This is a genomic window from Pseudomonas sp. ASL8 (genome assembly GCF_056680355.1).
The window spans coordinates 3,675,536-3,690,000 of the sequence record NZ_CM155278.1 but is presented as its reverse complement, the minus strand read 5'-3'; the positions used below and the strand labels follow the sequence as shown (position 1 = coordinate 3,690,000).

Here is a 14,465-nt window from a genome sequence, read left to right as displayed (position 1 = left end):
CGCGGCTGCTGGCACAGAGTTAGCCGGTGCTTATTCTGTCGGTAACGTCAAAACACTAACGTATTAGGTTAATGCCCTTCCTCCCAACTTAAAGTGCTTTACAATCCGAAGACCTTCTTCACACACGCGGCATGGCTGGATCAGGCTTTCGCCCATTGTCCAATATTCCCCACTGCTGCCTCCCGTAGGAGTCTGGACCGTGTCTCAGTTCCAGTGTGACTGATCATCCTCTCAGACCAGTTACGGATCGTAGCCTTGGTGAGCCATTACCTCACCAACTAGCTAATCCGACCTAGGCTCATCTGATAGCGCAAGGCCCGAAGGTCCCCTGCTTTCTCCCGTAGGACGTATGCGGTATTAGCGTCCGTTTCCGAACGTTATCCCCCACTACCAGGCAGATTCCTAGGTATTACTCACCCGTCCGCCGCTCGCCACCAGGTACAAGTACCCGTGCTGCCGCTCGACTTGCATGTGTTAGGCCTGCCGCCAGCGTTCAATCTGAGCCATGATCAAACTCTTCAGTTCAAACATCTTTGGGTTTTGACAAAACCCTAAACTTAGCTCAGCAATCGTTGGTTACATCTTTGATTTCTCGCGGAGTAACTTGTGATGCTGATAATCAGTTGACTTCAGTCTTACAACACAAGCACCCACACGAATTGCTTGATTCAATTGTTAAAGAGCGGGTGGTTGAGATCTTTCGTCTCAGCCGAGGCGCGCATTCTACAGCAGCCCCTGTTGCTGTCAAGCGGTTATTTTAACAAGTTTCAAAGTTTCCTTTGCAACTTCAACCACTTGCGCTTCGATCAACTTCACGTCTCTCGTTAGCGGGAGGCGAATAGTACAGCATTAAAATCAGAGGTCAACCCTCATTCCAAATTTTTTCTGCACAGATACAACATATAGAATGACGCCGTCAAAAGACCCTCCACGCCACCGGGCACACCCAGCAGTGTTTTCCTGACAAGCATCATAATGAAGCACATACCTACATCAAGGCAGCCTGCATGCCGAAGGGCAACACACCGCGGTGATTGAACTGCCGGAGGATGCGGCGGCGCTGCATGGCCAGGCCTTCCTGCGATTCCGGAGCGATCTCCAAAACGCGCTCTGCAGGCATATAAAGAGTACTAGTCGACTCCCGCCGCAGATGATGGGCCTGCGCCCCGGCAAATAGCCTTCTTTAATCCCTGCCGAAAGAACGAAAGAGATCGCTCGGCCAGAGCCAAGACGCCTCCTCGCGCCACACGCCCCCCCCCCCCCTGGACAACGGCTTATCACTGAACGTCTTTTAAGTAATCCTTGAGCGCGGCCAACGAAGCATCAAGCGCGCCCATCGTCTCGGCGCAACTCAAACATGCTGCCAGCTTTTGAAGCTCGCGCCCTAGCGGCGTATCCGCGCCGCCCAAAGCTTTCAATGCCAAATTCAGACACTCGCCCATTTTAAGCTGGACAGCTTCGATATCACCTTTACGCACAAGCAAGCCGAACTCGTCTTTCTGATAGCCACCCATTATCGTGTCCTGACGCAAAATAGGACTGTCGCCCTCCTTCTCATAAGCCAGCTTAAGGGAGAAAAGGGCAACCGTTTCCAGTGACAGCTCCATAACGTGAATCCTTGTAATGTCTTTCCGGAACCAGGCCGGCTTGGGCAGGCAGTGAGCAGCCTGTTTGAGGGCAAGCTAATTCACGAGTTGATACATCGACAAAGAGAACGGGGCACCCCACTGGCCGCAGACACCTGCTCGGAAATTTCACGTACGTCGAGCGATCCCATCGGCGACTGCGCTACAGCCCAGGGACAACGGGTGAGTTAGCACTAATGCAACGCGTGCGGGAAAACAGAAAACGCTGAACGCAAAAAGGCCCCGGAATACGGGGCCTTTTCGGTACAAATATGGCGGAGGCGATGGGATTCGAACTCTTATCTAAGGTACCCCCCATATTTCCCAATTGAGTGGCTCGTTCAACCCTTCTCACTACGCTTAAACCATAACAAATCCGGGCCTTTTAGGAAACTCTCGAACGCTCCCCAAGCGTGCATCCAGCTGCATACTTGGAAGTGAAGGGACAATGGCCTCGACCGTCCCAAGTTTTAGCTGATTGAGACCCGACCTGGCCATCTCCATCAACCAGACCTCACCTCAGCGCGCTGGTCATGGCATTCACAGTTATCCGACCTTTGGTCTCACTGTTTTTGCCAACAAAACCTTTCACCCTCAAGGAGCGGATTAACCGTAAATTTGCGTCGGTGACACCGATGGTGAAACTCCGATCTTTGTTTGCCAGCCTTTTGAATCCCTCCTCATCCAAGGATTCAAGGAATATAGTCGTGTGAGGCCAGCCTCTCGAGGAGGAATCTATGATCTGTAGAAGGGCTTCTATTTACTGTCTGACTGGAAAGGCTGCCTGATCTTCCCCAGTCACCCAACCCTCTCATTTAACGTCAATCCTCCCTATGCAAAGCTCTAGCACGCTATGATTAACCCGCGAACCATCTTTCTACCCGAGTCTTGCGTCAGAGCAAAAATAACTTACGCAAAGGAGTGCTCCATGCCAGCCAATTACCCACCCGAGTGGTTCCAGATGGCCGACGTGAGACGGCGTAGATTGTCGGCGGCCATCTGGATTCCTTTGCGCCAATCCGAGGTTCTCCACAAGGGCGGGTACTGAGAGAGAGCCTGGCGCGTTCGAAGAATCGCTTTGCGTGGGCTCCCGGCGGTATATCTGAAGGACGTCCTTAAGCGCCTACCGACGCAACGGGCGAGTGAGATTTCCGAGTTGCTGCCGCATAAATGGCGACCCGTTTAGTTACGCAATACGGGATGCCCGGACGCATACGCCGAAACGAACGCCGTCGGCCAACAAACCCGGCCAGATCCGATGCCAGCCATAACTGCCACGGCTACGGGCATAAGCGACGCGGATATGCACGAGCAATGCCATGTCGCTGACACCTCGTTGAGGACAATTGGCTGCACAGCGGGCTTGGTGGCAGTGAAAACCGGTAGCACTGGCGCCCAGCACCCGGCAACGCACGCCAATAGTCCAGAGACGCCGATGAGTAAAGATGAGCGCGTACTGCAGCTAGATGCTTTTGCAAAGTACGCCGTCGCCTTTTCCAGGATGTCGCGCTCCATTTTGACGCGCGTCAGCTCGGCTCGCAGCCGACTAATCTCCGTCTGCTAGGGAGTGTCAGGCTTGATGTCGGCGCCAGTGAGCCGGCCTTGGAGATGAGCCTTGACCCAGTTGAAAAGCGTTTGGTCGGACATACCCAATGAACGAGCGGCAGCAGCAACCGTCAGGCCAGTATCAACCAGACGCACGGCCTCAAGCTTGAACTCTAGGGTATATTCAACCCGGTCTGTTGGGCTTAGTCATGTCGTATCCTTGCGGCTATTGGGACACCTAGCAAGAGATACGTTTCTCAAGGGCAAGGTCAAGCTAAGCAATGTTCGCTTTCGAATTCGGCCCCCTATTCAATTCCAAATAAGCCGGAATAATCAGCAAAAGCGAGAGAAGGTGCATCTACCCCCAAGGTACGTTCAATTACCGACGCGGAAGGGAGCGCGTGTGCTGGCACACGGTCTCCCATTGCCCATGCCGGAAACGTTCATACTGGCGTACCAGTACAACTTTCCCATTATTCATGGCGTATTCTCCATCTGATCTCAGCGGGCCGCTGATAGCCTTTACATTCCATATGCAAAGCTAGCAAATGAGTGCGAGGCAGGAAGGAGTTCCCTTGGGGTAGATGCGCTAGCGATGCTATCAGGGCTCACTGCTCCTGAGAAGCCTATTCTTAAGCGGTTGGGAATCGTTTCAGCCCTTATAGAAAAGTGAGCTTACGTGAAGCTTACCTGCGTGAATCAGGTCAACGCCCTCTGAAGTGGCAGAAACTGGCCAATCCCACCTGTCCGCTGGGTGGGTAGCCGAGTCAGAAGACTCATCAAATACGCGGCACATAGCTCTTCCATCATCGTTGGTGCTGCGATTTGCCAGTCTGCCATCGCCAATGTTTCTGATTACTTATTTGGTTGAGCGAAACGTCGGGCGTATGCCCAAGTGTCAGCGCTCACTGCTAAGCAGAACCTCGTTTGTACCTCCCGTTCTGGCAGGAGGCACAATCTGAGAAGTCTTGCAGGCGTGTTCTAAGCCATCATCTTGTCAAAATGAGGCCCGTACCCGGTATTTACGAATACCTCGCGAAACCGTGCAACGTACTGAGTTGCATCGATGGTTCCGAAGTCGTTGACGTTGATTGCGTCCGAGTGAGACTCCCGATTCACGTACCGAAACAGAGCACGAAACTCGGGGTTTGCTTCTGACAGATCTGTGAGCGCTTTGCGCAACTTGTCCTGGCTGTGCACGAAGGCGAAGTAGTACTCCAGGATGTTGCGCATCATGTTAGGAATCACGTTGGGAGACGTTCGGCCGGCGATCGCATCCTTGATGGTTTGCCAGAACGATTGATAGTCGTTTTGCACATCCGTTTTAGCCATGGTAACCACCGAGCTATGGACGGCTTTGGTGATTCTGAAAAGGCCCATTGCCTCTTCGTTGTCATCCTGCATCACCTTGATCATCTCATGGAAAAAGAACAGGTTATGCGTGAGGATCATCACTTGTTTAAAGCGCGTCTTTGGGGTGATCACCTGACGCTTTATCAGCGAGGCAATGTCGTAGATGTAGTTGTGTGACAGGCTGGAAATCGGGTCATCGATCACAATGATGCGATCGCTTTTGAGCCTTCCGGCCTGGTTGTGGAGCTCTCCGTTGCACACCTCAAGAAAGTAAAGGAACGATATGAGCGTTTTCTCGCCTTCGCTGAGGCTCTTGAATACCCCGTCGGTCTGATCCGGCCGCTGCAAACGGTATTGCGGAACTGCTCCGTCCTCCTTCACCAGCGAAAATCCGATAAGGCCAAGAACGCCCAGCCAGTTATTGATATTCCCCACCGATTGCTCAATGTTGGTTACTGATGCTTTGGATTGCGTAATGATGTCACGCTGGACTTGAAGCCTTGCCCGAATCGCGACCACTGCATCGTTCTTCTCTTTCCGCTTCTTAGTAAAATTGGCGTCGCTCTTAACTGCTGCGTTGATCAAGGTGTTGCAATCGCAACTTAAGCAGTTCCAGAACCGACCGCTGATTCTCTCTAGATGTATCTTCTTGTTTTTAACCTTGAGGTTAAAGACATCAATTTTCTGTTGCTCATTTTTTATCAGTTGGTTTAATTGCGTCAACGTGTCGCTCGTTGAGTCGAGCACCAAGGAAACAGATGGACTCGCGATCTTTTTCGAGATTGCTAACAAATTCGCCCCAAAAGTAGACTTGAGATTTGCCAACAGGATCTGAAACGCTGGCACTTGGTATTCGGGCTTCGAATACTGAAGAAAAACTCTCTCGATACCACTCTCATACCGAGTTTTTAGTAGGCCCAACTGAGCGATGCGAAGCTCGTACGTCTTGTCGAATACCTTGCTCACCTCTTGCTTAAAATTTTCGGAAATATTCTGCTGACACAGCGGGCAGTGCCCGTCGGCACCATCGATAAACGCGAGGGACTGCTTGATCCAGTCCGAGTTACCCAACTCCTGAATTAATACTGACAGGTAGGAGTTACCCGCCCCGGAAATAACCTCCTGAAAAATATGATGAATTTCTACATCGGCCTCTGGGAAGCTCAGCGCGGCGATACCTGTCAGTTCAACATCGCTCGCTGATTGAAGCTCTAAAGCCTCAGCCATCAACTGCGTGGGAGTATCTGTCGTAAGGGTGGGCGTGATGGCAGTGATTTTTTCTAGGAACTTATCTTTGGTGTTTAACGATGCGAAGCAATATTTCAATGACGTCGTGTCGAACGGTTTTTTCAGCAACCATATTTGGTCGCGATGTTTGTCTTGAGCGCTCTCATGGGCAGCCCTGATAGCACTCCCCGCTGCGATCTCCGCCTCATGCTCTTGTGTCAGCGTCTGGATGGCAGCTTCAGCTGCAGCGAGAGCAGCCTCGGCATCAATGTTGGTTTCATTTAAAGTGAAAACACCGGGTTGCGACGCAGCGCTATGGAAATTTTTTTCCATAAAAAGTTGGTTATAAACGAGCAGTTCACGTTCAGAGTCAACGGGGTCTAAGCCGCACGACCCGTAGCAGTCATCACCAGGGGCCTGGAGGTAGTTACCAATCGTCGTCTTACCCGTACCATTTTGACCGTAGAAAAGGTTAACCCGCTTGAGGGGGCCAATCGTCGTGATGGTCGCAGGCGAGTAGCTAGAAACTTTGCGAAGAGAAATATTGTTGATCACTTAGGCTGTCCTTGGCACATATGGGTTTCCACAACTCATCCTATCCCCGCCCTCTGTGATTGCAAAGTGCAATCACAGAGGGCCCGTCCGTTTTAATGCCGTTTCAACAGCAGCACCACAACCCGTGATCAAGGCATACGTCCCGTGCCCGAAGAATGCTGCCAATTTGAGCCGCGTAAGGGTGTATTTACTCCGACGGCTCGCAAGCTTGCGAATCGGGTCAAATGTCACGGGCACGCTTAACCGCACAATGCGCTTGCGCCATTGTAAGAACCCCTAGTGACGCGCTCCCATTCACCAGGTGTGGTCGATGAAAGCACCAAGCACAACTCATCTGTCAGCCTACGAATCTCATCACTCGCCACCGACTGAGGGGCAATCTCGACAAGGGAGTTAAAGAAACAGAATGACTCCTCAAACGACCGACTTCAGTTATGTATTTGAATTTCCATCAGGTGCGATCTAGTCATGAAGGTTCTAAGTAACGGCAGCCTCAAATCCCTTATCGCCTGCAGGATCTCTGCTTGGTGCTCATGAATCATCATCACAATACTTCGAGCCTCCTCCAACTTTTCAGAATCCTCGATGTACTCTTCAAAATCCGAAAATGCAGTGGAAGGTGCGTGGTTTGTGACCAACCCGCACACCCTAGGGGCAGACCTATTAGGCTGAGGCTTCATCAAGTCATCATGGAAATAGCCCGCGCTCCAGACTGATGCGATGCAGCTGTTATCCAGTACGATTGCGACAAGATCGGACAGTAGCCTCACCTTCTCAAGGTCTCTGTTCAAGTCGAGAAATATGTAGTCATACCTCATCCTGAGATCTTCAAATGTTTGCGGCGCCACCCTTTTTGATAGCAACTTTTCATGCGCTCTGTCTGGCAGCGGATTTATCGTGATCCAATCCGGATCATGTTGAGCGTGCTCATACTCCTGTATTGCCTGCTCGATATGTTCAATCTCGCCTGGGTACATGAGCACATCGTCTTCTCCGATGAAGTCGACTGAGCGCGCCCGTCCCTTGAGGCGAGCACTTATCCAGGAGTCCTCCCGCCCCTGAAGGTTGAAGACTCTGTCGTTAGAGACGATTGCCACCTTTCGACCTGTCGATGCAAGAACGCCCGCGACCGCGACTGTGATAGGCGATTTTCCTACTCCGCCTTTGTAAGTCGTGATGCTTAAAACTCTACAGCCCCCTTTTAGAATTCGCCCATCTTGGCTAACTGGAGGATAAGGCAATCCATGCCGGTCGCAGAATGCGATCAATCGTCCTTGTGGAATCTGAATGTGGGAAGCATTGTCCACGTCGGTTTCGTAGGTGCGCCAGGTACGCTCGTGGACATGCACCGATAAAGCCGCCCTACTCACGGTCAAACCACACGCTTTACGAAGTTCTTTGAGCTGATGGGGTTGGATGGGGGACATGGCAGTAACTCCTATTTTCGACAGAGTACCCACGTGTTTGTGCATGGCATAGACGGTATTTTCTTCCGGTTGGCTACTATGAAGAACGGAAACAGAGACACGTTGAGTCTCTCGACCGACTGGCAATCAATCTCCAACTCTTGCAGCCACACTCCCCTAGCAGATTGAGGCTGCGCCGCCATCGCGGTAGGTAACTGGTAGCCGCCACAGTCCAGTTACGACCGGCTACCCAGGCATCCCGCTGATTCTGGGAATTACCACTTCCCAAGCATCCACCTTCAGCGCCGCGCGAAACTGAGGATCAGCCTCGTCTGCATACCTGGTGACAATACCTTCAACAAGGCATTGGTCGACAACGAATCCTGGATTTAGATTTTTCACGGTACGTCCGACGGCACGTCCCTGCAGATCTAAAAGAAAATAGCGCTCACCGTCCTTTTTTAAGGTCAGCGGGTGTGCCATTTGAAGATCAGCTATTGCGGTGTGGATTAGGTGGCTGGCGACACTTCTACCGGCGAATCCGATGTCGACATCCCCAAGCGTAAGTTGCAGAAACGATCGTTCCAGCAGCAGATCGTACTCACCCTGGTAGACCTGCACACACGCATGCTGTGAGAGCTGTGGACTGAATGCGTTGCCAGCCTCGAACTCACATAGAGTCAGTGTTTCCTCTGCCCGGGTCATGCCCACATAATAGAGGCGGCGCTCGGGGGTGAGACCTGCTGGATCGGAGCTCCAACCACCGTCCAGTAAGCCCACGTGACGAAATTCAAGCCCCTTGGCAGAGTGAACTGTTCCTAGATAAAGTCCCTTCTTCGGCTGTTTGCGAAGCCCGCGAGGATACTCGTACAACCAGTCGACAACGGCGTGGCTGGATAGCTGCAAATCTCCCATTTCCTGGGTAAGGCTCATAAGAGCGGTATTAAAAAACTCCTCCCAATGAGCACCAACAAGATGCGAGCGCAGATGGGTATACACCTGTGCCGCCGACAGCGGCTGATCGATCAACCGCACTGTTTCAACGGCTTTCAGAAAACCGCGTTGACGGGTGATTTGTATCGGGTCTTCCTTGTCCGAAGCAAGAAAGTAAGGGACATCATTGAGTTCGCACCATGCCTGGATAGGTTTGAGATAGCCGTGTGCACGTCCAAGTACGGCGCATCCATCCCATGAGCCGCATTCTTCCAGTGCAATAAGCCTTGCCAGCTCGGTTACGACTGCCTGAGCCTGCAAATTACCTCGAAAGCGAACGCTGCCAGGAATCTTAATCCTCATCACCTTCCCTGTACGCTCGGGATCTCTTGCCTCCCAATGTCCTCCCGCGGGCAAGACCTTGCGTGCCTTGTCGATGGTAATAGGGTGCTCAGCTTTCAAACGGTTTTCATTGGCGCCTACAACGCAGTTTGCCGCGTCGATGATACGTGCAGACGAGCGATAGTTATCGACCAAATAGGTTATGCCTGCATCGTAGTCGTCACGGAACTGTTCGATGTACTGATTGCTGGTATCGCGCCAGTCATAGATATTCTGATCATCGTCACCTACAGCCAGAATACACAGCCGTCCTTCTTCATCGGCCTTACGACCCGCCAGCGCACTGACAAGGCGGTACTGCATCTGATCGATGTCCTGGTATTCATCCACCATAATGTAGCGATATCCGCGCAGAAGCTGTTCGCACAAATCGTCTTCGCCAGTTGCCTGCCCGCCGCCTTCCAAAAGGTGCACTGCGTCTTCGACCACCTGCTTCAGTCGAGCTTCATCTACCGGCTCACCTCGCTCAAACCGCGTGCCCGTGAGCCTCATCGACATCGCGTGGTAGGTCATGATGCTCACGCCATAGGCATCGCTACCTACCAAGGCGAGAAGACGTTTGCGTATTTCGTTCGCGGCATGGCGATTGAAGGCCAAGGCGATGATACTGCTGGCGGCTACGCGCCGGACACGCAGCAAGTAAGCGATCCGATGGACGATTACGCGCGTTTTGCCTGATCCCGGGCCGGCTAGTACGAGTCGATTAAGATCATCGTTGTCTGCGACAACCAGCTTTTGAACACTGCTCAGCGGCTGCACAATCGCCTTCCAGGATTGTTCACTGGTAGCCAATTTCAGGACATCCTCGCGCCCGCTGAAAAACTCTTTGATGAAGTCGCGCTTGGGGTTGCCGAAGTAGGCCAGAACGAGCTTCAGAGCAGGCTCCATATCGGTGATGCCCTTTTCCGCATACTCGCGCATGACATGAACCTGAATGCATTTTTCACGGTAATGCTCATCCAGCTTGGCATAGTCATCTTTTAAAAATCCGACTTTGCTCTCTGCTTTTTCGGCATCAACCTTGATCGTCATTGCACGGCGCATGACGGTCATACCATGATTCAAAATCAGTACATCCTGCTGGTGCAGGTACAGGAGCACATGCTCGACCGCACGACGAAATTGGTCAGCCGGGAGGGTCGATTTCAGAACCATATCGCCCTCAATAACCGCAACCAGCTTGCCGAAGGTGGTATCAATCATCAGATCGCGCCCCCTTGCCCCGGCGGGGAGCTGATCAATGAGAGAATTCATCAGCAGGCTCGCAATCGTGCGACGTTTCTCCCCCAGCGCCTGAATCCTTTTCCAGCTATAACGCCCAATAATGCGCAGCTTTAGGAGATCTCTATTGATCTGACGAAGCTCAAATGTACTGCGCTGCTGACTTTCACTGTCACGATCTTGGGAAAGGCTACGCAGTAGCCGGATGACCTGTACAGGAAGCACGTCGTCACGTCCGACTCTTGCACGTAAAGCGGTATTGAGGCTCGCCAGGTTGATGTCCTGCCAGTCTCCCGACTCGGCATCCGGCGCTAACTCAGGAAGCAACTCGAACAATGCCTTTTCAAGCTGTAGTGCCTGCGCGAGACGTTGATTCGATGACCCACTGATCCCGTGACGTACGAATACCGTCAGTTGCGAATCATTGATCAGAATGCCCATCTGCTCCATCTGCTTCAGAGCGCCCGCGACCTCCTCCTGGGACTGGCCGGTGAGCGCCATTAGCTCGTCAGTGTTGATGCGTTGATCAGAGGTAGCTTGAAACAGATAGGTGATAATCGCCCTGAATTCGGCCAGCCTCCGTACCGACAGGTTTGCCATGAGCAGTCGCTTTTCAGAATCCTCCGCACTTAGTGCTGTCTTGGCCGGAAAGATCCGAGTTTGATTCTCATCCCGTTGAAGAAAGTCACCGCGTTCAAGCCAAGCTATGGCGGTCACAACTTTAGTTTCCGCGTCACGGTCATCTGCTGCAAACGTGGTCTCAACTGACGCATCCAGAAGAATTTCACCGGCGGTTATTACTAGTTCACGCCCTTTGCGTTTTCCGGTTTCGTTCCGTAGCTTTCTCAATATCTGCTGGATGTCGCGAAGGCTCAGCTTGGAGCGCTCGCTGAGCCCGAATTGGGCTTCAATGTCTTGAGGGTCATAGAGAAGTACACACCGCGCATTGTCTTGGTCACGCCCTGCGCGTCCGGCCTCTTGCAAGTAGTTTTCAAGAGAACCTGGAATGTCCGCATGAATCACCAAGCGGATGTCAGGTTTATCTACCCCCATCCCAAAGGCATTAGTCGCGACGATGACCCGAAGCACTCCGCTTTTAAAATCGTTCTGAATGTCAGTTTTTTCACCTGGCGGCAGCCCAGCATGGAAATGCTTGCAGGGCCATCCCTGCCCGATCAGGAACTCTGACAACTCCTCCGCGCCCTTCCTGCTTGAAACAAAAACAACGGCTCCCCCTTCCTGGGTAGTGAGGTTGTCCTCAAGCAGCTGCTGAGCCCGTGGGCGCTTTTCAGCTTTGGTACAAGGCACGACCTCGAAGCGAAGGTTCAAGCGCTCGTGTGAACCGATGACCTCGTGGAAAGTGACCCCAAGCGTATCCTTGAAGTGATCTCGAATATCGGCAAGTACATCTGGCTTGGCGGTCGCGGTGAAGCAACCAATGGGAGCCAATGGACTATGTGAGTGGTACTCACGGATGAACCGTGATGCGTATAGGTAGTCCGGGCGAAAATCATTTCCCCACTTCGACAAGCAATGCGCCTCGTCGAATATCCACGCGCCAACCTGGCGTTGCTTGATGGCTTTTCGGAATGTGTTGTTGCGAAACTGCTCCGGAGAAACAAGTAATATTCCAATGTCGCCCATCTGGATTTTCTCAAGCACATCCGCCCTTTCAGGCAATGTCAGCAATCCATTTAATGCAGCGGCACACTGAACATTACGAGCAAGCAGGCCGTCCACCTGATCTTTCATCAGTGACTGAAGAGGCGACACGATGACGGTTAAACTACCGTTTCGGTGATACCTATTGAGTGCTGGCAACTGATAGCAGATCGACTTCCCCCCGCCAGTCGCGAGAACCGCCAACACATTTTCTCCTCGCATGCCCGCGAGAACGACGTCGTGTTGACGACATAGGCCATCGTTGTCTTTCCGGAAACCGTCGTAACCAAAATAGCGTTTTAGTTCGTGCACCGGATCATGCGTGGTGCAGCAATAACCACAGCTGTCCACACCGCAGGGGACGTCACGCAGCTCGGCGATAAGCCGGCTGACCAGTGGAAATTGGTATCGCACCCAAGGCGCGATGACTGAGTTCCCTCCGGATACTCGAAGCCAGGCGAGAGCATACGCCAAGGGCCAGTGCAGTTCGTCACAACCCAGATCGTTGTCCAGCAGACTGGCGAGTCGAGTCTGACAGACCTTGTAGGGCCTTTGCAGAGCAGGGTCGGTTTCAACCAGCAATTGTGGGATTGCACTGCGAAGCTCGCTTACAGAAAGAGCTGATGACCGAGTGATGCCCGCAAATATCAAATCGAGATCGCTCCCTGCAGGAGCGACTAGGCCTTGATAGCAGGAGAGCTCCAGCGCATTCATCGACTTCAGATCCAGGAATGCTGCCTGCTGATCTCGAAACAACGTTAGCGTGGATCGGCAGTCGCCTAGCGGTGAGTTCAAGCTTTCTCGGATTAGTTTGTAGTCTTTGATCAGTCGGTGATACGGATTCTGTGGAAAGGCCAATGGGGACAGGCGAAGCGTGTCGATCACGCTCAAAGAATGAAGAGCTAGTTGAGGCGCGCAGGTCTGCAGCAACGGAAGATCGTGCGCTATAACATTGTGCCCCAACACCCAAGTCGCCCCCTTACCCATGGCATCCAGATGAGCAAGCGCTGGATCTAGGTCACGAGCGATCTTGAGTTCGAGCTCTTCGCCGCTGTCCGGGCGCAACGCGCCAATCATCGTGATTTTGGCGGGTTTCGAATCTGTGGGCGGCACCACCTCTAGATCGATAATCAGGGCATTGAGAGGTGTTGATTCAGTCATGCAAACAGAGTCCTTTCCCTAGGGAAACCAGTGCAACTTCACTTATATCGAATTGCCATCATCCAGGCGGGCATGTCGAAGATACAGTATTCGCCCATTGCGGGGGGAAACACACCATGACCATGCTGCGCAAAGCAAAACAGGTGGTACCCATTAATTGCCTACATTGACGCACAGCACGTATCATCCGCGCCTCCCACACCCGGATGCTCTACCCCAGGGCATGCAAGACATTCCTGAATAGCCGTCTCCATGAAAACACCTCGTCCTCCATCGCCTGCCCAAGTCGACAATATCATCCGTGCGGCATCGACTATCATTTCAGAGGCCGGGTTTGCTGCGGCGACTGTACGCGCCGTTTGCGATAGAGCTGGAATCGCGAGCTCGAAAATGTACCAAACGATAGGAAACATTGAGCAAGTAATGGATGTAGTAGCTGTATACGAATGGCAAATGTATATCGCGGATCAGAAAGAAGCTCACACTCCTGTATCTAACCTTTACGACGCGATCGAAACCTTGATTCACTATGGCTTGGAGCACACGGGATTGTACCTCGGTGCTACAAAGCCACGAGATGGTGTCGTTTCAGAACTTTGGAGCTTGCAGCAGGAGTATCTAATGGAGCGGGTGCGGGGCGTGGCAATGACTGGTCGCCTGCGCGTAGGGGAAGAGCAAGCAGTTGAAGTTATCCAGCCGTTTTGTGCAGGCATGATTGTGACCTGTGCTCACGAAACCAATCGTCCTACCAATGTAAGCTGGCTTTCCCAGCAGGTAGTCCGCCCGTTGCTTCGTCCTGAGGAACCAGGAATGGTCGCCAATCAAAACGCCCCCGCATTCGCATCGGGATTAAGGGCGAACCTTGGAGAGGTTTCTGTGCTCACCCCCGGAGAGCATGCACTTCTTGCGGAGCTCTTGCAGCGCATCGCCTCCTCGTGACTGCAATGCCATCTGAGGCTGTGTAAGGCCGAATCATCTGCTGATCACAGATGCATCCTGCGAAGCAACGACCTGCGCAGCGGAACAAAGATGGTACATGCCCCTCTAGAAACCCCTCCGGAATAGCCCCACGCAACGCCAATATCAGCTGTTGAATACCCCAACAACAAAAATTTTTATTTTTTTCTCTATTGACAACTAAATCACCACCTGAGACACCGCCTTCCTCGTATTAACAAAAAGTATATTTCCAATATACGTTAAAACCGAGTTTTAGTTAAAAAAACCACGATAGCATCGGCCAACCTGACGCACATGTGAAACGCCATAACGCCGCAACCAATAACGCTGTTAATTAAATCAAGAAACACCGTTAATTAGTTATATAAATAACACCAATAATCGTGAAAAGTGTGCATTAGGATGCAGTTGCGCA

The 14,465-nt window shown here is 52.2% G+C and carries 6 protein-coding genes, 1 rRNA gene and 2 pseudogenes (1 of these 9 cut by a window edge); 2 read left to right on the top strand and 7 right to left on the bottom strand.

Going from position 1 to position 14,465, the window contains the following annotated elements:
* The 3 genes from AC1MEA_RS17005 to AC1MEA_RS16995 form a co-directional block, all read right to left on the bottom strand.
* Window positions 1–525: ribosomal RNA gene (locus tag AC1MEA_RS17005) — 16S ribosomal RNA — on the bottom strand; it reaches 1,014 nt to the left of the window's first position.
* 463 nt (window positions 526–988) lie between these two features.
* Window positions 989–1,120 (bottom strand): hypothetical protein, encoded by a 132-nt coding sequence (locus AC1MEA_RS17000; protein ID WP_480416865.1) that lies wholly within the window; start codon window positions 1,118–1,120, stop codon window positions 989–991.
* A gap of 157 nt (window positions 1,121–1,277) precedes the next feature.
* Window positions 1,278–1,607 (bottom strand): hypothetical protein, encoded by a 330-nt coding sequence (locus AC1MEA_RS16995; RefSeq protein ID WP_480416864.1) that lies wholly within the window; start codon window positions 1,605–1,607, stop codon window positions 1,278–1,280.
* Between the two features lie 1,108 nt (window positions 1,608–2,715).
* Here AC1MEA_RS16995 and AC1MEA_RS16990 point away from each other — a divergent pair.
* Window positions 2,716–2,811: pseudogene (locus AC1MEA_RS16990) on the top strand (transposase domain-containing protein); the annotation flags it as partial.
* A gap of 30 nt (window positions 2,812–2,841) precedes the next feature.
* Here AC1MEA_RS16990 and AC1MEA_RS16985 read toward each other — a convergent pair.
* From AC1MEA_RS16985 to AC1MEA_RS16970, 4 genes and pseudogenes are all read right to left on the bottom strand, one after another.
* Window positions 2,842–3,326 (bottom strand): annotated as a pseudogene (locus tag AC1MEA_RS16985) (transposase); the annotation flags it as partial.
* Between the two features lie 825 nt (window positions 3,327–4,151).
* A complete protein-coding gene (locus AC1MEA_RS16980; protein ID WP_480416863.1) occupies window positions 4,152–6,305 on the bottom strand; it encodes an AAA family ATPase in 2,154 nt (717 codons plus the stop codon).
* Window positions 6,306–6,733: 428 nt separating this feature from the next.
* A complete protein-coding gene (locus AC1MEA_RS16975) occupies window positions 6,734–7,732 on the bottom strand; it encodes an AAA family ATPase (protein ID WP_480416862.1) in 999 nt (332 codons plus the stop codon).
* A 225-nt stretch (window positions 7,733–7,957) separates the two neighbouring features.
* Window positions 7,958–13,090, bottom strand: coding sequence for a RecQ family ATP-dependent DNA helicase (locus AC1MEA_RS16970; RefSeq protein WP_480416861.1), 5,133 nt, complete (start codon window positions 13,088–13,090; stop codon window positions 7,958–7,960).
* A gap of 252 nt (window positions 13,091–13,342) precedes the next feature.
* Here AC1MEA_RS16970 and AC1MEA_RS16965 point away from each other — a divergent pair, with 252 nt between their 5' ends.
* Window positions 13,343–14,029: a TetR/AcrR family transcriptional regulator gene (locus tag AC1MEA_RS16965; RefSeq protein WP_480416860.1), complete on the top strand. Its 687-nt coding sequence runs from the start codon at window positions 13,343–13,345 to the stop codon at window positions 14,027–14,029.
* Window positions 14,030–14,465 lie beyond the last annotated feature (436 nt).

Coding starts and splice junctions, on each gene's coding strand:
- AC1MEA_RS16995 (WP_480416864.1), bottom strand. CDS start 1,607: ATGGAGCTGTCACTGGAAACGGTTGCCCTTTTCTCCCTTAAGCTGGCT.
- AC1MEA_RS16970 (WP_480416861.1), bottom strand. CDS start 13,090: ATGACTGAATCAACACCTCTCAATGCCCTGATTATCGATCTAGAGGTG.
- AC1MEA_RS17000 (WP_480416865.1), bottom strand. CDS start 1,120: ATGCCTGCAGAGCGCGTTTTGGAGATCGCTCCGGAATCGCAGGAAGGC.
- AC1MEA_RS16965 (WP_480416860.1), top strand. CDS start 13,343: ATGAAAACACCTCGTCCTCCATCGCCTGCCCAAGTCGACAATATCATC.
- AC1MEA_RS16975 (WP_480416862.1), bottom strand. CDS start 7,732: ATGTCCCCCATCCAACCCCATCAGCTCAAAGAACTTCGTAAAGCGTGT.